This window comes from Salicibibacter cibarius (assembly GCF_016495725.1).
Classification (GTDB): domain Bacteria; phylum Bacillota; class Bacilli; order Bacillales; family Marinococcaceae; genus Salicibibacter; species Salicibibacter cibarius.
Genome location: NZ_CP054705.1, coordinates 4,099,960 through 4,122,143, shown reverse-complemented (window position 1 = coordinate 4,122,143; position 22,184 = coordinate 4,099,960). Strand labels below are relative to the sequence as shown.

The 22,184-nt window shown below is 40.7% G+C and carries 17 protein-coding genes and 2 pseudogenes; 17 read left to right on the top strand and 2 right to left on the bottom strand.

The annotated features are described in order from the left end of the window. Nucleotides 1-182 precede the first annotated feature (182 nt). The 3 genes and pseudogenes from lpdA to HUG15_RS23795 all read left to right on the top strand — a co-directional run bounded on the left by lpdA (nucleotide 183) and on the right by HUG15_RS23795 (nucleotide 3,550). Nucleotides 183-1,601, top strand: a complete 1,419-nt coding sequence (gene lpdA / locus HUG15_RS20775) for a dihydrolipoyl dehydrogenase (RefSeq protein ID WP_200125425.1) — start codon at nucleotides 183-185, stop codon at nucleotides 1,599-1,601. 464 nt (nucleotides 1,602-2,065) lie between these two features. Then, complete coding sequence (locus HUG15_RS20770; protein ID WP_200125423.1) at nucleotides 2,066-2,398, top strand: hypothetical protein; 333 nt, start codon at nucleotides 2,066-2,068, stop codon at nucleotides 2,396-2,398. A gap of 311 nt (nucleotides 2,399-2,709) precedes the next feature. Further along, nucleotides 2,710-3,550: pseudogene (locus tag HUG15_RS23795) on the top strand (SDR family oxidoreductase). Between the two features lie 166 nt (nucleotides 3,551-3,716). Here the strand turns inward: HUG15_RS23795 and HUG15_RS20760 are convergent. Next, nucleotides 3,717-5,054 (bottom strand): IS1380 family transposase, encoded by a 1,338-nt coding sequence (locus HUG15_RS20760; RefSeq protein WP_200125421.1) that lies wholly within the window; start codon nucleotides 5,052-5,054, stop codon nucleotides 3,717-3,719. A 298-nt stretch (nucleotides 5,055-5,352) separates the two neighbouring features. Between HUG15_RS20760 and HUG15_RS20755 the strand changes: the two genes are divergently transcribed. The 5 genes from HUG15_RS20755 to HUG15_RS20735 all read left to right on the top strand — a co-directional run bounded on the left by HUG15_RS20755 (nucleotide 5,353) and on the right by HUG15_RS20735 (nucleotide 10,123). Continuing rightward, nucleotides 5,353-6,363: an NADP-dependent oxidoreductase gene (locus HUG15_RS20755; protein ID WP_200125419.1), complete on the top strand. Its 1,011-nt coding sequence runs from the start codon at nucleotides 5,353-5,355 to the stop codon at nucleotides 6,361-6,363. A gap of 197 nt (nucleotides 6,364-6,560) precedes the next feature. After that, nucleotides 6,561-6,632 (top strand): hypothetical protein, encoded by a 72-nt coding sequence (locus tag HUG15_RS23790; RefSeq protein ID WP_200129087.1) that lies wholly within the window; start codon nucleotides 6,561-6,563, stop codon nucleotides 6,630-6,632. Nucleotides 6,633-7,249: 617 nt separating this feature from the next. Further along, a complete protein-coding gene (locus tag HUG15_RS20745; protein ID WP_200125417.1) occupies nucleotides 7,250-7,975 on the top strand; it encodes a (Fe-S)-binding protein in 726 nt (241 codons plus the stop codon). A gap of 5 nt (nucleotides 7,976-7,980) precedes the next feature. After that, the gene (locus HUG15_RS20740) at nucleotides 7,981-9,411 is read left to right on the top strand and encodes a LutB/LldF family L-lactate oxidation iron-sulfur protein (protein ID WP_200125415.1); all 1,431 of its coding nucleotides are present in this window, start codon (nucleotides 7,981-7,983) and stop codon (nucleotides 9,409-9,411) included. Next, nucleotides 9,404-10,123: a LutC/YkgG family protein gene (locus tag HUG15_RS20735; RefSeq protein WP_200125413.1), complete on the top strand. Its 720-nt coding sequence runs from the start codon at nucleotides 9,404-9,406 to the stop codon at nucleotides 10,121-10,123. Before HUG15_RS20740 ends, HUG15_RS20735 begins: the two co-directional genes overlap by 8 nt. 409 nt (nucleotides 10,124-10,532) lie before the next feature. Here HUG15_RS20735 and HUG15_RS20730 read toward each other — a convergent pair whose 3' ends face one another. Further along, nucleotides 10,533-11,684, bottom strand: a complete 1,152-nt coding sequence (locus HUG15_RS20730; RefSeq protein WP_200125411.1) for a replication initiator protein A — start codon at nucleotides 11,682-11,684, stop codon at nucleotides 10,533-10,535. A 709-nt stretch (nucleotides 11,685-12,393) separates the two neighbouring features. On the opposite strand from HUG15_RS20730, the gene HUG15_RS23785 reads away from it, so the two are divergent. The 9 genes and pseudogenes from HUG15_RS23785 to HUG15_RS20685 all read left to right on the top strand — a co-directional run bounded on the left by HUG15_RS23785 (nucleotide 12,394) and on the right by HUG15_RS20685 (nucleotide 22,178). Continuing rightward, nucleotides 12,394-12,498: a hypothetical protein gene (locus HUG15_RS23785; RefSeq protein WP_425504020.1), complete on the top strand. Its 105-nt coding sequence runs from the start codon at nucleotides 12,394-12,396 to the stop codon at nucleotides 12,496-12,498. 548 nt (nucleotides 12,499-13,046) lie between these two features. Beyond that, complete coding sequence (locus HUG15_RS20720; RefSeq protein ID WP_246516424.1) at nucleotides 13,047-14,039, top strand: TAXI family TRAP transporter solute-binding subunit; 993 nt, start codon at nucleotides 13,047-13,049, stop codon at nucleotides 14,037-14,039. Between the two features lie 39 nt (nucleotides 14,040-14,078). Beyond that, nucleotides 14,079-16,031 carry a TRAP transporter permease gene (locus HUG15_RS20715; RefSeq protein ID WP_200125408.1) on the top strand — a complete coding sequence of 651 codons (1,953 nt, stop codon included), beginning with the start codon at nucleotides 14,079-14,081 and terminating at the stop codon, nucleotides 16,029-16,031. A gap of 199 nt (nucleotides 16,032-16,230) precedes the next feature. Continuing rightward, nucleotides 16,231-17,184, top strand: coding sequence for a hydroxyacid dehydrogenase (locus HUG15_RS20710; protein WP_200125407.1), 954 nt, complete (start codon nucleotides 16,231-16,233; stop codon nucleotides 17,182-17,184). 219 nt (nucleotides 17,185-17,403) lie between these two features. Next, nucleotides 17,404-18,422, top strand: a pseudogene (locus HUG15_RS23780) (IS4 family transposase). Between the two features lie 739 nt (nucleotides 18,423-19,161). Next, a complete protein-coding gene (locus HUG15_RS20700; RefSeq protein WP_200125406.1) occupies nucleotides 19,162-19,857 on the top strand; it encodes a CoA transferase subunit A in 696 nt (231 codons plus the stop codon). Continuing rightward, nucleotides 19,835-20,479, top strand: coding sequence for a 3-oxoacid CoA-transferase subunit B (locus HUG15_RS20695; protein WP_200125405.1), 645 nt, complete (start codon nucleotides 19,835-19,837; stop codon nucleotides 20,477-20,479). The genes HUG15_RS20700 and HUG15_RS20695 overlap by 23 nt, the downstream gene beginning before the upstream one ends. Nucleotides 20,480-20,539: 60 nt before the next feature. After that, nucleotides 20,540-21,406: a 3-hydroxyacyl-CoA dehydrogenase NAD-binding domain-containing protein gene (locus HUG15_RS20690; RefSeq protein WP_200125404.1), complete on the top strand. Its 867-nt coding sequence runs from the start codon at nucleotides 20,540-20,542 to the stop codon at nucleotides 21,404-21,406. After that, on the top strand, nucleotides 21,396-22,178 hold the full coding sequence (locus HUG15_RS20685) for an enoyl-CoA hydratase/isomerase family protein (RefSeq protein WP_200125403.1): 783 nt from the start codon (nucleotides 21,396-21,398) through the stop codon (nucleotides 22,176-22,178). Before HUG15_RS20690 ends, HUG15_RS20685 begins: the two co-directional genes overlap by 11 nt. Nucleotides 22,179-22,184 lie beyond the last annotated feature (6 nt).

Here is a 22,184-nt window from a genome sequence, read left to right as displayed (position 1 = left end):
ACGGTAATATTTCTATCCTTTATCTCGTTGTCAACGTCAATGAAGCCTTTTTGTCAAACGTCATTATTCAGTTGTCTATATAAGTAAAGAAAGCTACTAGTATAAAGAAGATTTTATAAAAAAAGCAAATTTAAATTGAATACAAATAAAAAATTGATGGATAAATTTGGGGGCGTAAAGAAATGGTTGTAGGCGATTTTCTAGAAGAAATTGACACACTCATCGTTGGTTCAGGTCCCGGAGGTTATGTTGCGGCAATTCGCGCTGCGCAACTAGGTCAAAAAGTAACGATCGTTGAAAAAGAAAAATCGTTGGGTGGTGTTTGTCTGAATGTCGGTTGTATTCCTTCCAAAGCATTAATTCATGCCGGTCATCAGGCTAATCAAATGAAGAATTCCAATGATATTGGCATAATTGCCGATAATGTGAACGTTGACTTTAGCAAAGTGCAGGAATGGAAGCAATCGGTTGTAAAAAAACTCACTGGCGGTGTTGAAAGTCTGATGAAAGGTAATAAGGTAGAGGTAATCAAAGGCGAGGCGTATTTTTCCGATGATAAAACAGTGCGTGTGACAAAAGACGAATATACAACACAAACATACAAATTTAATAATTGTATTATAGCAACTGGTTCAAGACCGAATGAACTTCCTAATGTCAAATGGAGTGAGCGGGTGATCTCTTCAACTGAAGCTTTAGCATTGAATGAAATTCCGAAGAGATTAGTCGTCATCGGAGGAGGGTATATTGGCATTGAACTTGGAACTGCTTATGCTAATTTTGGTACGGAAGTTGTTATTTTAGAAAGTGAAAAGCAAATTTTACTTGGTTTTGAAAAACAGCTTAGCGCACCTGTTTCAACTGGTCTTAAGAAAAAAAGAAATGTCGAAGTTTTAACTCATGCATCTATACAGAGCGTCGAAGAGCAAGAAGAGAGAATAATCGTCACCGCTGAAATTAATGGGGATACAAAAACATTCAATTCCAACTATGTACTCGTAACCGCCGGGCGAAAACCAAATACAGATAAAATCGGTTTGGAACAAACTGGTGTTGAGCTCGACGATAAAGGGTTAATCAAGGTTGATGACCAGTGCAAAACCAGTATTGATCATCTATATGCAATCGGAGACGTGATTGCTGGTCCTGCACTTGCGCACAAAGCCTCTTATGAAGGAAAGGTGGCTGCCGAAGCAATCAACGGTGAGCCAGCAAAATTGGATTACATAGCTATTCCATCAATTGTCTTTTCAGACCCCGAGCTGGCTTCAGTTGGTTATACCGAAAAAGAGGCAAAAGAAGATGGATTTGATGTGAATATTTCCAATTTTTCCATGGCTGCTAATGGTCGTGCGCTTTCATTAAATGAATCAGATGGATTTTTGAAATTAGTCACAAGAAAAGAAGACGATTTGGTACTCGGAGCGCAAATTGTTGGACCGAGTGCATCAGAGATGATTGCTGAACTCGGTTTTGCAATTGAAGTTGGCATGACCGCTGAGGATATAGCTTTAACGATACATGCTCATCCAACAATGAGTGAAGCTGCCATGGAAGCAGCTGAAATTGCGATTGGAACTCCAATTCACGCTGTGAAGTAACAGTCATGGTCTCCTGAGCACGTAGGTTCAAAACCACCATTGACTAATCACCTCGAAGCCACACTTTGCGCACGTTGCAAGCATAATATTTAATTATAGTAAGGAACTTGTTTTTCATATAAAAAAGGTTAAAAAACCCGAGTCATAAGGGAATACAACATCTGATATCAACTAATTCGCATCGCATCGATCCCTATAATTCGTCAGTTGATGTTGTTGATCGATAAATGAGACTGGGGGTTTAGGACATCGATAACCTTCACTGTCAAAGAAAAAGGCTGTAATGATCCACGGGACACATCAGGTGATTGGCACTTATGGGATGGCTCGAAATCTGTCCTAAAATGAGAACTACAGAGCAAAACCTATATATGTCTCTAATTAGCTCTGGGCAGAGCTAAGAATAAAAGGAACTGAATTTGAAATCTTACATTAAGATGATAGAAGAGGGGACTTGAAGTGGATTGGATAAGATAGCTCAGGGTAACGGTTGGGAACATTTAATAAATGAAGGACTGATTGAAATAGTAGATTTTTTGGTAAATGGGCATGAGATTTGGTTGATTGACCGTGAGGTCAACTTAGGTGAGATGGTATTAAAAAACATTCGAGATGAATTGTTAAATCAACTTCTCTTCGGTGATATTAAGTACAACAACTATGTAGATTCTCTATCTCGACTGTATTTGTATAGTGAACCGCCAAAAATTGATAGATCTAGCTTCATCTTTGCCCCCATAATCGTATATCTGTCGTTTAATTGGTATATTGAAATGGGCATACCAACTAGATGTTAATCTGGTTTTCGTTCAAATAAAATACAAGTTCAGTGATTTATACGAAGTCACTAACTATATAAATCCATTTGATTAGGAGAATGTAAGTGAAATTAAAGATGAGTTTGAATTATTCGTATCCATAGTGAAAGAGTGATTGGAGGTTAAATCTTATCAATGCTATCTCTTTGTTTTAAGTGGTGTGGGAACCTGAAGGAAATTGGAGGAAAATCTTCGGATTGAGGTACATCATCAGACGGTTTGACTAGATGAGCATTGAAGAAAATATACCCTCACCCGAACATATCTAAAAAATAGGGAGGCGAAAAAAAATGAATTTACAATTACAGGACAAGGCAGCACTTGTATTGGCAGGTAGGAAAGGTTTGGGAAGGGCCATTGCGACCGAATTGGCGTGTGAGGGTGCAAATATCATCATTGCAAGCAGGGACAAGAGCAACTGGAACAAACAGCGGGGGAGATCCGGAACGTAACTAACAAACAGGGGGGACGTTCAATTTTCTGTCTGTGACCTCGCTAATGAAACCGACATTCAAGTGGCGGTTCAAAAAACAGTGGATCAATATGGCGCCATTGATGTTTTAATCAACAACAGGGGGGTCAAAAGCTGGAAACTTTAGTGATGTGAAACCGAAAGATTGGCAACATGCTTATGAGCTAAATCTGCTCAGTTATGTGCGAGCTACTGATGCCGTACTTCCGCATATGAAAAAACAGAAAAATGGTCGTATAGTAAATATTACCTCATCATCGATCAAGCAAGCACTTGATGGTATGGTACTATCCAACACCTTCCGGGCAGGAGTACTTGGTCTCACAAAAAGTCTTGCCTCCTAGTTTGCAACCGATAATATTTTCGTTAACACTGTCGGACCCGGGAGAAATTCGACCGATCGAGTCGATCCCTTAGATGCGTTAAAAGCTTCTAAGCAAAACAAAGACGTCAAATCCATATGAAAGGAGTCAGAAGCACAAATTCCTACCGGACCATACGGTGAATCGGATGAATTTGCAAAAACGGTTGTCTTCTTTGCTTCACAAGCAAATAGCTATGTAACCGGACAAGCACTCCTTGTGGATGGGAGGTTGGTAAAGGCTAAAGTAGGTTATTTTGGTGGTTTGCAGATACCTGATTCCGTGATGAAACGATGAAAGGTGCCGAATTTCAGAGAATCGGATGGGATGTGGCGTTTAACAGCAGAAAAACAGGACTTTATTCATGATTTAAGGACATTCCTAACACGGAACATATATTTAATAATATATGTATAGGAATTATATCCGTTAAGACAAGTGGGCCAAACGATGGGTTTATCTGTCACAATTGAAATTGCTGGTAGAGGCGTTGAAAACAATGATGCCAAGGATTGTGTTTACTGATTTTTAGATAAAGCTGTCTAGCATGCTGAACGAATTTGCCGGCGAACATAACCATCTGATCAATGACGGTTTTCAAGCGACGGCGAAAGACCTTCTTTTTCACGGGCATATCGTCACCTTTTAATGCTTCCTGACCGATACTCCGTAAAAGATTATAGACGAAGCAACCCAATGTTAAAATCATTTGGTTAGTCGCAAATTTCCCGGAGGGAAAGCGTTCAAGATCCATATCCGTTTTCAGCTCACTATGAAATTGTTCACACGTGCCGTGCTGATGATACAGCTCGATGGTTTCGTCCACAGGAAGATCCATGGAAACCCAGTAACTGTCACAGGTGACCTCCGGCACGAGAAGCATTTGACCGTCTCGGGTCATCGTTCGTTCCACGACCTGATACACTTGCCACGTCGAGTTTCCTTGGCTGTTTCTCATTTGAATCTTCCCGGTGTACATGGTTTTTCCTTCTCGAGGCTCAGTAGCTGTCCCCTGTTGTTCGGCAATGGCTAACCAAGCTTCAGGTGTTTCTTGGCGGAGGTTACGCTTGATGATATAGTCCACGCCCAGTTTTTCGCAAATCTCCCGATTCGCAGCGGCGTCATTGCCTCCGTCGAGACGAAGAAGGAGGGACGTGCCGGTGACCTGTTGGGCTGAGGTCAAGGCCTTATGTAAAAAGGCAGGCGTGCCCTTTTGGACATGATCTTTGCCATTCCGGAGTTCAGAATGAATCACATAGCCTTCTTGGCCCATGTAGGCAAAGCCCGGATTATAGCCATCAACGCCTTTATACGTGCGACTGACGCCTTCTTTGTTGGTGTCGCTGTTGTCAAAAGGCGAATGATCGGCGTCGACGGTTACTCTCTCTTCGCCATTTGAAAGCGACGTGGCGGTGATCGGGGAGTCCAGCTGTTGAAGAAAGCGTACATTTTCTTTCCCCAGTATTGAAAGCGTTTCGTCATGGCGGGCGATCTGATTCATCCGATGGCGAAGTGTCGCCTCGGAAGGTGTATGTTCCAGCCCTAAAGCCGTTTGAAAAAAAGGATCTTGCCGATAAGATTCGATCCATCCAAAATCATTTTTGCCCTGGGCAAGCAAACCGATATAAGAAGCGATCGTATCCCCATGCGAAATCTCGGCGGCATCCGTGAGCCCCTCCATCGAAAGAGCTGAAAGTTGAGCGTGAAGAAAAGTCCGTTCCAATAAAGCACCGATCAACGGAAGCCCGCTCGTCGGTAAAATATATTCATCCGTTAGTTGGATATTTAATTTCCCTGTCATGCTTTCACCTTCCGGGTGTTAAAGTTGAAAAGCGTTCATGCTTATCTGCCCCTATGTTATCAATGTTTGAGGTGAATGAAAGGGAATCACGTCACGGAATCAGGAGATAGACAAGCTTCCATTATATTACTAACTATAAAGTATACAAAACTTGGTCAATAAATGATCCTGATAGCGTTAAAGAGTATTTTCATTATTTACCGAGTCTTGCATGCGTTAATAAGGGAGAAGTTAGGAAAATAATCATTGAGTTTTTTCTAAATTATAAGTTAAACACACTAAATTAGGAGATTTATTGATGAGACAAATAATATTAAAAGGAAGACCGGACGGCATGCCTTCATTGGACACCTTTCAATTTATAAATGAGGATGTGCCAGACAGGAATCAAGATGAAGTGCTGTTGAAAACCTTATACTTATCTGTAGACCCGTATATGCGTGGAAGAATGTCAGATGAGCCTTCTTATGTGAAGCCTTTTGAAGTTGGAAAGCCATTAAATGGAAGAATTATAGCTCAGGTTATAGAGTCGAAAGTTGATAAATTGAAAGAAGGTGATATTGTAACGGGTATTTTTCCGTGGCAAGAATACATTGTTGCCTTTCCCAATGAATTGCGGCGCCTGGACGTTCATGAATTGCCTATTTCATCAGCACTCGGTGTTCTAGGCACGCCAGGTTTAACCGCCTATTTTGGCATGTATCATATTGGTGAGCCAAAGGAAGGAGAAACGGTTGTTGTGTCATCCGCAGCTGGTGCTGTTGGATCTATAGCTGGGCAGCTGGCACAAAAACGAGGTGCTCGAGTTGTAGGCATTGTCGGATCACGAACGAAAGCTGATTATATTATAGAAACGTTAGGCTTTGACGATGCAGTTAATTATAAAAATGAGGATGTTGGAAAAGGATTGAAAACAAAATGTCCAGATGGAATCGATGTGTATTTCGAGAATGTCGGTGGCGAGATATCCGACGACGTATGGCCATTGCTTAATACCTTTGCCCGCGTGCCTTTATGTGGGGCGATATCGGCGTACAATCTAGCTTCCGACGAAGAAGATATCGGCACACGTGTCCAATGGCCTTTTTTAAAAGCAAGGATTAAAATGCAAGGTTTTATCGTTGGTGATTATTCGGAGCATTTTAGCGACGCTTATAAAGAACTTACCCAACTGGTAAAAAAGGATGAACTGCATTTTGAAGAAACGATTCTTGAGGGTTTTGATAGAGTACCTGAAGCGTTTATCGGTTTATTTTCCGGAGACAATATCGGAAAACAATTGGTGAAGGTGGCTGAACCTGATAAATAACTCAGATATTAAGCCCCACGCTATGCGTGGGAGAATTGAACAGGAAGTCCCGTGAGATCTGATGAAATAAAGTCCCCTTTTTTATAATAGAATTGGTTTCACTAGCCAAATTCAGCAGCAAAGGAGAGGAGGATATTCCTTGGGTGCACAAAAAGTTTATCCCATACCCGATAGGGCTGTAGTTATGTAGTTATCATATCATATTTATCCCGAAATATCGGCGGAAAGTCTTCTTTAAGGGGTTTAGAACCAAGTTAGACGAGAAGTAGGTGAAATATTAAGAAGGTTAAGCGAGTATAAAAATGTGGAATTAGAAAAGGGTGTGTCGGCACGTATTTGTACATGTAAAACGTATCCGAATTTATGGATTATCTTAAGAGCAAAAGTGCTTTGATGGTATTTGACCGATTCCCACATATATAAAAGCAGGCACTTATGAGTCAGAAGTTATTATGTAAGTACTGTAGGGCTAATAAAGAAGTCATTCGAAAATATATTCAAAACATGAAGATGCGGATATCATTGAAGATAGGCTAAATCATGGGTTAATCCAAGAAAAGGATGGGGAAGGCGCAGCTGACTAATCTTCCAAATAGTATTGCCAACATCACCAGCAGACGCTGTACAAAACACAAAGGATTTGGCTGTTCTCGAAAGTGTCCCTAGCGGAGCGTCTCTATGAAGGACACGTGCGGAGCTATGGATCCATCAAGGCGAAAAAGCTGCTCTTGCCCAGAAACAAACTCCAACATCTGGAAAGGGTAGAACATGTCCTGTTTCGTGAACTCGATTAAATCTTTGAATTGTTGAAAATCGCTTTCCATAATAATAAGAGCATCTTGATTCAACAGGTCATCTAATGACCTTTACGAGGAGGAATGTCTTTGTGAACGTATCATTATTTATCACTTGTCTGGGTGACATGTTTTATCCGAATGCCGGCAAAGCCACCGTAGAGCTTCTAGAAAAATTTGGATGTACTGTTGATTTTCCGAAATCGCAAACGTGTTGTGGGCAACCGGCTTTTAACAGCGGTTATCACAAGGATGCACGTAAAGTGGCCAAACAAACGATCCAGGCTTTTCAAAATTCCTCTTATGTAGTTTCTCCCTCGGGGTCCTGCGTAGCAATGTTACACGAGTATCACCATTTATTGAAAGGGGAGCCGGAATGGCAGGTGGAAGCGGGAAAGTTGAGCGCAAAAAGTTATGAATTGACGCAGTTTTTCGTAAATGTGCTTCGTGTCGAAGATGCCGGTGCCTCTTTTCATGCCAAAGCCACCTACCACACGTCCTGCCATATGATGCGTTTGCTTGGCGTTATGAATGCGCCGCAAACGTTACTTAACCATGTGGAAGGATTAGAGATGATTGACTTGTCCCGTGATTATGATTGCTGTGGGTTTGGGGGTACGTTTGCCGTGAAAATGCCGGATATTTCAAAAGAGATGGTCGATGAGAAGATGAGATGTATCCATGACACGGGCGCGGATATTCTCATCAGCGCCGACGCCGGATGTATGATGAATATCGGCGGGCGCATGGAACGTGAGGAGAGTCCCGTTAAAGTCATGCACATTGCTGAAGTCCTGAATCATACCGAAGCGAGGTGATTCAAATGCCACTAAGAGTGGGGGAAAAAGATTTTTCAAAACGCATGAAAACTGGTTTGGAAGATGCATTTATGCGCGGCACCGTCCGCTCAGCACAGGAAAAATTACGGACGAGAAAACAAACATCCTCGGAAGAGCTCGGTGACTGGGAAGCGTGGCGGACACTTGGGGAAGAGATTCGTTCCCATACTCTCGAGCATCTCGACTATTATCTTGAGCAATTAAGCGATAAGGTGGCAGAACGGGGTGGCCATGTTTATTTTGCCAAGACGGCTGAGGAAGGCAATGCCTATGTGCAACAAGTCGCCCGTGAAAAAGAAGCGAAAAAAATTGTGAAGTCGAAATCGATGGTTACCGAAGAAATGTCTTTAAACAATGCCCTCGAGGGCGACGGGTTGGAGGTCGTAGAGACCGACTTGGGGGAGTATATTTTGCAAGTCGATGACCATGATCCGCCTTCTCATATTGTGGCACCTTCATTGCATAAAAACCGGTCACAAATAAAAGACGTCTTTGCTGATAAAAAAGGCTATACAGAAAGCGACAATGCTAATGACATCACCCGTTTCGTCCGCGAGGAGCTGCGTGAGGAATTTACGAATGCCGACATAGGCATCACGGGTTGTAATTTTGCCGTCGCTGAATCGGGGACGATTTCGCTTGTCACCAATGAAGGCAATGCCGACCTCGTTACCGCGTTGCCGAAAACACAAATCACGGTGATGAGTATGGAACGGATCGTGCCCACGTGGGAAGAGCTCGATGTCATGATGAGTCTGCTTTGTCGTTCCGCCGTTGGCCAAAAGCTAACGTCCTATATTACCGCCTTAACGGGACCGAAGGCTGAAGAGGAAATCGATGGTTCGGAAGACTTCCACCTCATCATCGTCGATAACGGCCGTTCCGATATCCTCGGGACGCAATTTCAATCAACCCTTCATTGCATCCGTTGTGCTGCGTGTGTGAACGTATGCCCGGTTTATCGCCATGTGGGCGGTCATGCTTATGGCTCCATCTATAATGGTCCGATCGGCGCGGTGTTGACTCCCTTGCTCGATGGTTACGAGGACAACAAAGACCTTCCTTACGCGTCTTCGCTTTGTTCCGCTTGTACGGAAGCTTGTCCGGTGAAAATTCCATTGCATGAGCATTTGATCGCTCATCGCCAGATCATTACGGAAAAAGAAACCCTCGGTCCAATGCCGGAAAAATGGGCGATGAAAATGTTTGGGTCCGGTGTTTCTTCGCCAAAGCTCTATCGATTGGCTTCCAAACAAGCGAATTGCGTCATGCGGCCATGGACGAAAGGTTCTCGTATTCCGAAAGGGCCCGAGCCATTAAAAGCCTGGACTAATTTTCGCGATTTACCTGCACCTGCCAGCGAACGTTTTCGCGACTGGTTTTCAAACCGAAGGAGGTCGACATTCGATGAGTAGGGGGACGATCCAAGGGAGAGAGGATTTTTTAAATCAAATCGCAGAAAAAATCGGGCGCCCGCGCAGCGAACATGTGGAACGCCCTGAGTGGCGGTTGCAACCGCAATGGGATGTTTTTGCTGATGAAAATACCGATCAACTCGTCGAACGGTTTAAGGCACAGTGCGACAACATTCACACTGAGGTAGTCGAAACAAATGCCGATGGGCTCCGCGAAGCGGTGGCGGAAACGATCGGAAGTTATCAAGCGAAATCGGTCATCATGTGGGATGATGAGAGGCTTAAGCAGGCGGGGCTTGATGATGGATTTCAATCGCAGATGATCGCGTTGGGCGTTGAAACAGCAGTGTGGGACACGACAAAGAGGGAGGAAAACATATGGATAGCTGAACGCGCTGGAGTAGGTATTACTTATAGCGATATCACTTTGGCCGAATCAGGCACCGTCGTACTGCTAGCCTCCCCTAAAAAAGGTAGAGTTGTGAATCTTTTCCCGGAAAATTATATCGCGGTTATCCCCCGCAGTTCGATGGTTCCGCGAATGACGCAAGCGACCCGCCGGATTCATGAACGCGTGCAAAACGGCGAAGAGATTCCTTCGCAGATTCATTTTGTCTCCGGTCCGTCCAATAGCGCGGATATCGAAGGAAGCTTGGTGGTCGGTGTGCACGGGCCGGTGAGAGCGACGTATATTATTTTGGGGAATCTCTAATGACAGTGGTTCCTACCTTTAGAAGACTGGTGAAGCTCCGACGTCAGAATCGCTAGTCTCATAAAGGGAAATAAGCGAGAAATAGCAGGGGTTTGGTATTTCCTTTCGTTTCGGTTTCTTGTTTGATGGCACGCGGAGATTACGGTCTTGGGTATTTCCCCTTTGAACCGCCACAATTTCTTCAGGTTTTGGATGATAATTTTCCGGAGCGCATGTTCCTGTATTCGATCCAATAATCCCCTCTGATTCGGGAACGATCCAGCCGTGGATGTTCCCGAACGAAATATGGGTTATAGACTTATAATTGATGGAAAACCGCTAAGGGTAAAAGCGTTATAAAAATTTAAAGGAACAGCTGCTCATCCCATCTGTTCATGATGTTAGTGTTTCTGTGATTTAGAATTAACTCCTAAATAATATATCTTTTTTTGTCGCACTTGAAAAGTGGCAATAACCGTTTATTTTCTTTTATAGCCATTTTTTGCACCCATTCTGATGGAAAAAAATGAATTTTATATGGCGTTCTATTTCTTTTTTCTATAGTATATGATTTTAGAACATCAAAATCTATTAATTCTTGACAAGCTTTTTTTATACTTTGTAGCGCCTTATAACTTGAATATGAATGCAAACCTAAATGTTCAATAAATGGGTTGATTTCCGCAATGGTAGTATTTTCTGAAAACATCTTAATGACATTAATATACAAAGTTTTTGATGTTGAAAGTTTAAGATCATTAAATAATGACATACTTATAGTAATGTAATTACCAGCGATAAGGCTATTTTGTAGGTAATCACTAAAAGTAATTTTTCTACAATTATTTTCAGGGTATCCCAATGTACTTTGAATAGGGTTAAAAATGGATGTTCTTTTTTTTGGGTTGTTTGGGGATGAATACTTTTCCATTACAATGGAGGTACTGGAGATTTTATCAATGCTTTTTCCAATCGCCATATATTCCCCACCATTTAAATCTCTATTCATCGCTTTTATAATTTCATTAAATTTAACGGTAAATGTTGGGTTTTTTCCTTTTATTTCCCATTGTTTAAAAAGACCAATTAAGATACGAGTATCATATGTCGTTAATACAGCGCCTTTATTATTTCTATAATGAAGCTTTTTAAGGCCTGAGCGAGTAAATTCTATACTTCCGTCTGTTGTTCTAACAATGTTTTCTTTATTCGGGCTACTCGTTGAAAAAAACCCATGTGATATAATATTACGGTCTACTAAATGGGTATAATATTTATGATAAATTTGTTTATTTGAAATAGTTCGTTCTAATAATTTCAATTGCACCTCAATTAATTCAATCTCGTCTATAAATTTATCATTTTCTTTTAATAGTTCGCTAAGTTCTTGTTTTAAATTATACAATATTCTTTCCAAATCCTGCATTCTTACATTAAGCAGCTCTTTGCTTATGAGTTCTATTTCTTGATCTATTTCTGATTCTATAACTTGTTTATTTGTATATCTTTTAGTTAGAAACCTTTTTTTCTCAACTAATTTTATATCATACTTTTCTAATATAGTTTCAGCTTTCTTATACATATTTTTACCCCCATTTAATAAATTTAACAAGCTGAGAATTAACATTTTTAAATATGATATTTAGATTGTCGAATAATCTGATGATATACATCAGATTATTTTCGCTCGTACAGACGTCGAGTAACGTTAAATTTATGATTAGGAAGAAAACTCATAAAGATGAGGATATCTATTATAAGTATATCCTATTATCAATCTGAAGGGAAGCGCTTACAACCTCATTTAGTTATTGGGAATAATTAACATGATGAGAAAATTAGATGATAAACGGCTAGTGCGAATGGATAAAAATATTATTAGAAAAATTATTGACTTTTTATAAATCCTTAATTATAATAAAAAGCAGTAAAACAGAATATTCATTCCGTAAAATGGAACAATACTTTAAGATTGCCCTTTATTTTTACATAAGAGAAGTTTTTTCAAAAAAAGATATAGTTTAAAAGATACCAATGAATACATCTGCAAAATTAAAAAGGATGAAGGGGGATAATACGTGAGTAAAGTTGGAATTATCAGTTTCTCTAAATGATGGAGATACTTACTTGTAGGCGGATTTGGTATTTCGAGGGGGTTCATCCACTCTGATTGATGAATTGGTTGCATTGGACAAAAAAGATCTAACTCTAACAGTTGTTAGCAATAAACTTGATGAGAAAGATAAGGGAAGGGAAAAGAAGAGAAGGCTTTTGATGGAGAAACTCACATCTTGGAAAGAGGAATAACAGAAGACATTATTTTAATCAAATCTTTGAAAGCGGATACGAAGGGGAATTTAATCTACGACCACACGGAACAAACTTCAATGCGGTAATGGCTACAGAAGGGAAATCGTGATTGTGAAGTGGATGAAATTTTAGAAACTCGAAAGGAGTTGGTACACTTTATCTGTATGTTGGGTACTTTGCGAAAGTTCTTATGTAGGTGAGGTTATGTTGAAAAGGTATTTTTGATAAAAAAGTAATAGCGAAAAGAGTATCCAAGAAAATACTAGAAGGAGAAATTATGAATCTAGGAGTAGGTATTCCGACAGAAATACCGAAATATGTTCTGATAGACTAGGAGAGCTATATGGATTGGAATCCTGGAGTCAAGAAAGTAACTCTACCGCTTCACATAAATCTACAAATGGAAAACTGAAAATCGTTGATCAACTCATTTATTCAAGTGGCGGATATCATAAAGCAGACTTGATAGCGATAAAGCTGTTTTTAAATCCAAGAATGATAAAATGTGTTTAGCTGAGAATACCTCAATAGCAGATATTATAAAAATAGCCTACTGTAATTTTGAAGTAGCTTATCAATTAAAGCAAAAACATCGACGAAAATTGTTTAAGAAATAGCAAGGGAGGCTCATATTGTGTTGAAAAATTATAAAGTGATGATATTCGGAGTAGTACTTGTGTTAGTACTTGCGGCATGCCAAGAAGAAAGTATTGAGGATAATGAAAATGAAGATGGAGAGCCAGATAACTTTAGTATCGGTGCAGCGGCAACTGGTGGAGAATGGCATTCGATAGCTGCCTCAATGTCAGAAGAAATTCAGGAAATATTTCCTGAATCTAATACAGATATTGTAGAAGGTGGCTCCATTGCAAATCTGACTGGTATACACGAGGGGACTTTTGACATTGGTTTTAGTAATGGAGAAGCTATCCCATTGGCAGAAGAAGCTGAAGGCGAATTTGAAGAACCAATCGATAATGCAAAAACAATTGCAAGTCTTTATCCTAATCCACTGCACATCGTTGTCCCAGAAAGTTCTGACATTTATGAAATAGAAGACCTTGAAGGCCAAAATGTAAGCCCAGGACTTGCCGGGTATAGTGGAGAAGTTATGTTACAAGATGTTCTATCACTCTATGACATGGACTATGACGACCTAGGAAATATTGAATATATTGGAACTCAAGATGCTGCTGAGTTAATGAGGGATGGTCATTTAGACGCATGGGTTGGTGTGCTTGGACCACCAGCAGCTGTCATCGATGAATTAGATACAACAATGGGTATACGACTGATTCCACTTGAACCCGAAGATACAGAAGCCTTATATGATATGAATGAAGGATACGCGGAATATACAATTGAAGAAGAAACTTATGGTGGGCTAGAAGAAGATATTCTAACTATTGCACCCGAGACTGTATTAATTGTCAATGAAGATACCATAAGTGAGGATGTAGGATATGAGATAACGCAAATGATGTTTGACAACCAGGAAACTTGGGCAAACGTTACAAATATTATGGAGGATTTTGATGCTGAATATTCTATTGAAAATATAGTTGGAGACTTACACCCTGGTGCTGAACGCTATTATGAAGAAGAAGGACTGTTAGAGGACGAATAAAAAATAATAAACCATAATAAACGGGCGGAGGTGTAGAACATGAGCCAAAAGTTAGATCAAATGGTCCAAGAAGCCGAAGAACAAGAAATAGAAGTCCCCGGAAAAAAGCATCGTGATCTGATAGGGATAAGCGCCAAAGTTGTTTCTATAATTGCTATTGCAATGTCCTTGTTTCATATATATACAGCTTTATTCGGGGTATTTGAATCTATCGCACAACGTTCCGCCCATTTAGCGTTTGCACTTTTGCTTGCATTTGCCATTTATCGGCCGCTTAAGCGACAAGAACAGCATAGGATTCCTTGGTATGATCTCGCCGCTATGATACTCATCGTCATCGTATATCAACACTTTGTATTTAATGCTGTTGATATTGCCTCACGAATAAATTATGTGGTCCCCCTCTCAACAATGGAACTTTCTTTTGCAATAATTGCTGGTTTATTGCTAATTGAAGCAACAAGACGAGTTGTAGGTATGGCATTTACGATTATAGTGATTGTTTTTCTTCTTTATGGTTTTTTTGGCGATGTCTTACCAGGAGCATTGGGCCACAGTGGGTTTGAATTAACTTGGATAATGGACCATTTGTATTACACAACCATGGGTATTTTTAGTGAACCATTAGGTGTTTCTTCAACCTTTATTATTTTATTTATTCTTTTTGGCAAGTTCTTGGAAGTATCAGGGGCTGGGCAATTTTTTATTAACCTTGCTGTTTCGGTAATGGGAAAATACAGAGGTGGCCCGGCAAAAACAGCGATTGCAGGAAGTGCTGTAATGGGGTCGATCTCTGGAAGTGCCGTTGCAAATACGGTTACCACTGGAGCATTTACCATTCCGTTAATGAAAAACACGGGGGTTAGTCCTAGGTATGCGGGTGCGGTAGAAGCCGTTTCTTCGTCTGGAGGACAGATTATGCCGCCTATCATGGGAGCAGGGGCTTTTATTATTGCTTCATATTTAGGAATTCCATATATTGAAGTTGCAATTGCTGCTATAGTTCCAGCTCTTCTCTATTATATTTGTTTATATTTTCAAGTGGATTTTCGTGCAAAAAAAGATGGGCATAGTGGGTTGGAGCCCTCTCTCATTCCTCCTTTGGGTAAAGTGCTTAAAGAAGGCTTTCACTTTGCTATACCATTACTTGTGATTATCGGAATGTTAGTAGCCGGGTATTCTCCAATGCGAGCGGGATTGTTTGCGATTGGCTCAGTTATTGTCGTCGCAGCTATTAAAGCAGCAACTAGATTATCAGTGAAAACTGTTTTTAAAGCTCTAGATTCAGGTGCTCGTGCTGCGCTTGAAACAGCACTCGCATGTGCCTCGGCTGGATTTATTATTGGAGTTATTGGTTTAACTGATATTGGTTTACAATTCAGTAGTATGATTATAGAACTAGCTGGCGGAAACTTATTTATCACATTAATTTTCACAATGATTGCTTCCATAATCTTGGGACTTGGATTGCCTACAGTGGCAGCCTATATTATTCAGGTACCCTTGACGATACCAGCATTGATAGAGCTTGGCGTTGAGCCGATTTCAGCACACCTATTCGTTTTTTACTTTGCGATATTGTCTGCGATCACTCCCCCAGTGGCGTTAGCAGCATTTGCAGCTTCTGGACTTGCTAATAGTAATCCACTTCAAACCGGTCTCACAGCACTGCGTCTTGGAGTTGCCGGTTTTGTTGTTCCTTTTATGTTTGTGTATGGACCATCTTTGTTGTTGGTCGGAACCCCGCTTGAGATTGCAATTAATGTGGCTACAGCTGTCATCGGTGTGTTTGCTTTAGCCGCTGCTGCTGAAGGATGGTGGATTCGGCAAACATTTTGGTATGAAAGAATTCTTTTATTCATTACCGCAATACTGCTAGTGATTCCTAATTTTTACGTGAGCTTAGGGGGTATTGCCCTATTGGTAGTCGCCTATTTACTCCAAAAAATGATAAACAAATCCGGAAATCATCCTCTACATGAACAAGCATAGTAAGAAAATCTTCTTTAATGTTTTATATAGAATGAACTATGTAGTAACTTCCCATGTCATTAGTGATGATCGATCTTTTGTTCATAATTTTCGCTCATATTTTTGGCAATAGTATTACGAAGACCGTGCGACCTTGTTGTCAAGCAAGATGGAGTAGGCATAATAGAATGAATATTTTATTAGGAGGAGAGAACATTAAATGAAGATCCTAGTAACGGAACTAATGTGGGAAGATGGGATTGAAGAACTTAAAAAGAGAGGGCATTCCGTGGATTATGATATGGTGCTGAGCAGAAAACGTAGGGAATTGCTTAGCTTGCTCCCTGAATATGATGCACTTATCGTACGCAATGAAACAAAGGTGGATACGGAATTTCTTGAGTTGGCTGGAAAAACGCAGGTTATTGGCCGCCTTGGTGTCGGATTGGATAATATCGATTTACAAGGAGCGAAGGAACGAAATATTCCGATTATCTCAGCTAGAAATGCAAATGCGACCTCGGTTGCCGAATATGTGATGGCAGCGATGCTTGATGCTTCGCGTCCGTTGTCTGAAGCGGATGCTGATGTTCGTCAAGAAAATTGGGATCGTAAATTTTTCACGGGGTATGAGCTGAATAACCGTACACTTGGCCTTATTGGAATGGGTGAAATTGCCCACCGTGTTGCAAAGCGAGCAAAAGCATTTGGGATGAAAGTGGTAGGATTTGATCCGTTTGTGGCTCCATTTGATCATGTAGTACAGGAAACGGGAATTCATCAAATGGAAAAATTGGAAGATCTTTTAAAAGAATCCGATTTTATTTCCTTGCATGTTCCATTGACGAAAGCGACGAAGCATTTGATCAATCGAGATAATTTCTCGCTAATGAAACAACATGCCTATGTGATTAATTCAGCAAGAGGAGGACTTATACATGAACAGGATCTTGTGGAAGCAGTTGAGGCAAATCAAATAGCAGGAGCCTATCTTGATGTACTTGAAAAGGAACCAATAGAGAAGGATTCTCCACTTGCTCAAGTAAGATCCATCCGTTTATCCCCACATATTGCTGGATTAACAATAGAAGCACAATCCCGGACAGCCATGCTGATCGCAGAGGAAGTTGACAGAGTATTGAATGATGGTCAGTCACTTTGTAGGGTGAATTAAATAGTGAGCCATGTGAGAAAAGGTAGCTTGTCAAAAAAGGGCAAGTTGCTTTTTTTATTGTTTCACTCAACTTTCGGAGCTAAAAATCACAGGTAAATCCTTATAAAATCAGGATTTGCGGCAGATTTTTTATCCAAAAAAAGCAAAAAACACCCTGTTCTTTGGTAAAATAAAGGTACAACCACCGAAACCAAAGAAAGGATGTTTTCTGTGGCTTCCATGGTACCAGATTCTTATCAAAATGACCAATATCAATTTCGAGTGACGCGCTTTTTCAAACAGGCCAAAGTTGGTACGTTTTTGTATCAATCCAATATTCATAAAGAAAAAGGATTTTCTGCGCCCGTCCTTGTGCAATTTATCTTTTCTCTCGTTCTTCAAGGGAAAAATCTTTACCGGACGCTTGAAGCTGACCGTCTACCTGATGCACCGGGAGGTGGGGTATCGCCGCCGACAAGAAGCGCTGCAGAAAGGGACACAAACGTTGTTCAGCTTGTTGGATGACATCAACCCTGCGAAGCTTGGTGCTAAAACGCTCCTTTTCGATAGCTGGTTTGCGTATCCTTCGATCATCAAACGAGTGGTTACTCAGTATCCCCTGGATGTTGTTTGTATGATCAAGCGTTCCCCCAAGATTCACTACACCTATGAAGGGGAATCCTATACGTTGAACCAGCTGTACCAAAAAGTGCGCAAGAAACGAGGTCGTGCGAGAATCCTTGCTTCGATCCTTGTAGGACTGGGCTCGGACGAGGATGGCCGAGAGATTCAAGCTCACATCATCTTTGTTCGTGATCGCAACCGTTCGAAAAAGTGGTTAGCCATCCTTACGACGAACCTGAATCATACGGAAGAAGATGCTCTCCGCATTTATGGCAAACGCTGGGCCATGGAATGCTTTTTCAAAGTGACCAAATCTCATGAGATTGGCCAAGGAATTTCAGTGCCGCAGCTATGATGTGCTGACAGCGCATACGTCGATCGTTTTCCTCCGCTACATGATGCTCGCTGTGAGCTCGCGAGAGGAAGAAGACCCTCGCACGATTGGTCAACTGTTTTTCATGTGCTGTGATGAGGTAGAGGATCTTCGATTTTCTGAAGCGCTCTTGATGATCCTTGAAGTGTTAGGATCGATGCTGACAGAAGAATATATCCTCACTGACGAACAAGTTCAACCATTTCTGGATCGCTTGTTTGATAATCTACCGGATTTTTTGCGAAAACCGTTACTTTCTTGAGCGTAAACCAACCATAAATCCCTTTATATCAGGGTTTTACGTGTATTAGTCATGTTCGAAAGTTGAGTGTTTCAAATGTAATAGGAAATCCGGAAGAACCAGAACTCATAAAAAATCAGCACAGATTAAAGTGCTGGTTTTACAGTTAAAAGAAAAAATTTAACTATTAAAATAATCTAACTAAACCTAATTTTTTATTCTTCCACAAACGGTATCACATTCATATAGCTAAATTAACTGAATATCTATCTATTTACACAAACCTGTATCCACCATCAGCTTATTGGGTCGTTTAATAATATGTTCATCAAATATTGCGTCACCACTGTGTTTTGTTCTTGTATATGAAGTCCTATTGGTAGTTGTGGATTACTTTCGAGCTGATAGATGAAAACGCCTAGCAGTTTTCCACGTTTAAGTGTTGATCGCAGACATGATAATTGTAATTAAGGGTAAAAAGTGAGCCTTACTGTAATTTAGAGCTATTCACATGTTGAAGAAACAGACATCTGCCCATTTTTGGCACCGACTTGGACCATAAAGTATTAGAAAAATTATTGACTTTTTATAAATCCTTAATTATAATAGAGTTGATAAAAAGCAGAATAGTTATTCCGTAAAACGGAATAACGTATTAAAATTACCTTTTCTTTTTGCAATGGAGAAGTTTTTCAAAAAAGTTATAGCTTCAAGGTACCAATACATCTGCAAATTTAAAAAGGATGAAGGAGGGTAATGCGTGAGTAAAGTAATAAAAGAGTCGGAATTATCAGGTTGTGTAAATGACGGAGATACTTTACTTGTTGGTGGATTTGGTATTTCGGGAACTCCATTCACACTGATTGATGAATTGGCTACATTGGACAAGAAAGATCTAACAGTTGTAAGCAATAACCTTGGTGAGAAAGATAAGGGTCTTGGAATTTTATTGCATACAGGCTGTTTGAAAAAAGCAATGGGTTCCTACTTTACTTCTAATCGAGATGCGGTTAATGAGTGGTCCAAGGGAAACCTGGAAATTGAATTGATTCCACAGGGCACACTGGCAGAGAGAATTCGATGTGGTGGTGCAGGTATTGCTGGTTTTTACACAAGGACTGCTGCTGGAACAAAACTTGCTGAGGGAAAAGAAGAAAAGGTTTTTGATGGAGAAACTTACATTTTGGAAAGAGCAATAAAAGGAGACGTTTCTTTAATCAAAGCCTTGAAAGCGGATACGAAGGGGAATTTAATCTACGACCACACGGGGCGAAACTTCAATGCGGTAATGGCTACAGCAGGGAAATCCGTGATTGCTGAAGTGGATGAAATTGTTGAAGTTGGCGAGCTTGATCCTCTCGAAATTACGACACCGCATGTATATATTGATTATCTTGTTATGAACAAATATGAAAAGATAGGGGGGAAATATGATGTCCCAACAGGATCGAATTAAAATTGCCAAACGAATTGCAAAGGAATTGCCGGATGGCGCCTCGATTAACCTTGGTGTAGGCATCCCTACGTTGATTCCGGATTATCTAGGCGACAAAAAAGTGGATTTACATTCAGAAAATGGCTTACTGGGAATGGGTCCAACCCCGGATGAAGAAAATATTAATATGGATTTAATAAGTGCAAGTAAGAAGCCAATTACGATGGACGCGGGGGCATCTTTATTTGACAGCTCGGATTCATTTGTCATGATACGCGGTGGGCATATTGACGTTGCAGTTATGGGGGCATTGCAGATCGATCAACATGGAAAAATTGCTAATTGGGCCATTCCGGGCAAAGATATTCTTGGGGTGGGCGGAGCAATGGATTTAGTAGCCGGTGCAAAAAAAATCATTATCGCTTCCAGCCATACAGCAAAAGACGGTACTCCAAAACTTGTAAGCGAGTTAACCTTTCCAAGCAGTGGAAACGGAAGAGCGGATATGCTAGTTACGGAGCACGCCGTACTTAAATTTACGGAGGATGGTCCTTATCTTGTAGAACAGTTATCAGATTTAAGTGCTGATGATTTAAGGAAAATAACAGGGGCGGATTTTACTTATGATGCAGCTATAAAATAATAAAACGATGCCTGCATTGCTATTGGAGCAGGATACAATGAATTAAGAAAAGGTGATGAAATGAGTAAAGTAACCGTAGTAGGCTCAGGTGTTATGGGTAAAGGAATAGCGTATGCATTTGCCATTGGCGGATATGAAGTTTATGTCAATGATTTAAATGATGATATTTTAGCGAATGCAAAAAATGATATTGATGCTTTGCTTGATGGCAGTTTTGAAAAAGGATTTTTAAAAGAAGACATCTATCAAAATGCCAAAAAAAATCTTGTGTATGAAACAAATCTGAAAGTGGCGGCAGAAGATTCTAGCCTTGTAGTTGAAGCAGTATTGGAAAAAATGGATTTGAAGATTGATATATTTAAACAGCTGGATGAAATCTGTTCACAGGAAACGGTGCTGGCAACAAATACATCAACCATGAGCCCGACGGAAATTGGTGCACAGACATCCAGGCCGGATAAAGTGGTGGCCATGCATTTCTTCAATCCTGTGCATAAAATGAAGCTAATTGAAGTGATCCGCGGACTGGAGACATCTGATGAAACAGTGGACTTTATTCACGAAACAGCTGAAAAGATAAATAAAAAAACGGTGGAAGTGAATGAATTCCCAGGATTTGTAACTTCCCGCATGAATTGTCTGATCGGGAATGAAGCTATGAATCTATTAATGGAAGGCGTGGCTTCGGCAAAAGACATTGATAATGCCATGAAGCTCGGGTTAAATCATCCGATGGGACCATTGAAGCTTGCCGATATTGTGGGACTTGATACTCGATTAAGAAACATGGAGTACTTATATGAAACATTGGGAGAGAAATACCGCCCGTGTCCGCTCTTAATTAAATATGTAAAAGCAGGTCGTTTAGGTAAAAAATCTGGCAGTGGATTTTATGAGTATAACGAGGAGGTAAAGTGTGGCAAATAATTATAAAAGTGTAAAAGCAGAGATCGATCAGGGTATCTTTTGGCTTACGCTTAACCGTCCGGATGCCCGGAATGCTCTTGATGCCAACATGCTGAATGAGATTGATCAGGCGATTACGGAAGCTGAAGCAAATGATGATGTAAAAGTGATTGTTATTCAGGGCGCCGGTGAAAAATCGTTTGCTGCGGGTGCTGATATTCGCCAACTGAATGAAAGAAAACCACTTGAAGCACTTGTCCCGGATATGCAAGGGATATATAACAAAATAGAAAATTGCACAAAGGTAACGATTGCAGCGGTTCACGGTTTTGCTCTCGGTGGGGGATGCGAACTTGCGATGTCCTGTGATATTCGTATGGCAACCAAAACCGCAAAATTCGGTCTCCCTGAATTAAATCTTGGGATTGTCCCGGCAGCAGGTGGCACACAGCGTCTCTCCCGCATGGTTGGAAAAGGACGGGCATTGGATATGATATTAACCGGAAAAATTATTGACGGGTCAGAAGCAGAACGAATCGGTCTTGTATCCTATTTCGTGGAAGAGGAAGAACTGCAGGAAAAAATTCAGGAAGTAGCCGAAGAAGTATTGAAAAAAGGACCTGTGGCAGCAATGCTTGCCAAGCATGCTGTGCATAAAGGCTATGACATTGATGAAGATACAGCGATGTGGATCGAAAAGCTTTCCCAGGCTGTAGCATTCGGTACAGAGGATAAGCATGAGGGAACATTGGCTTTTCTTGAGAAAAGACAAGCAGAATTTAAATACAGATAGGGAGAT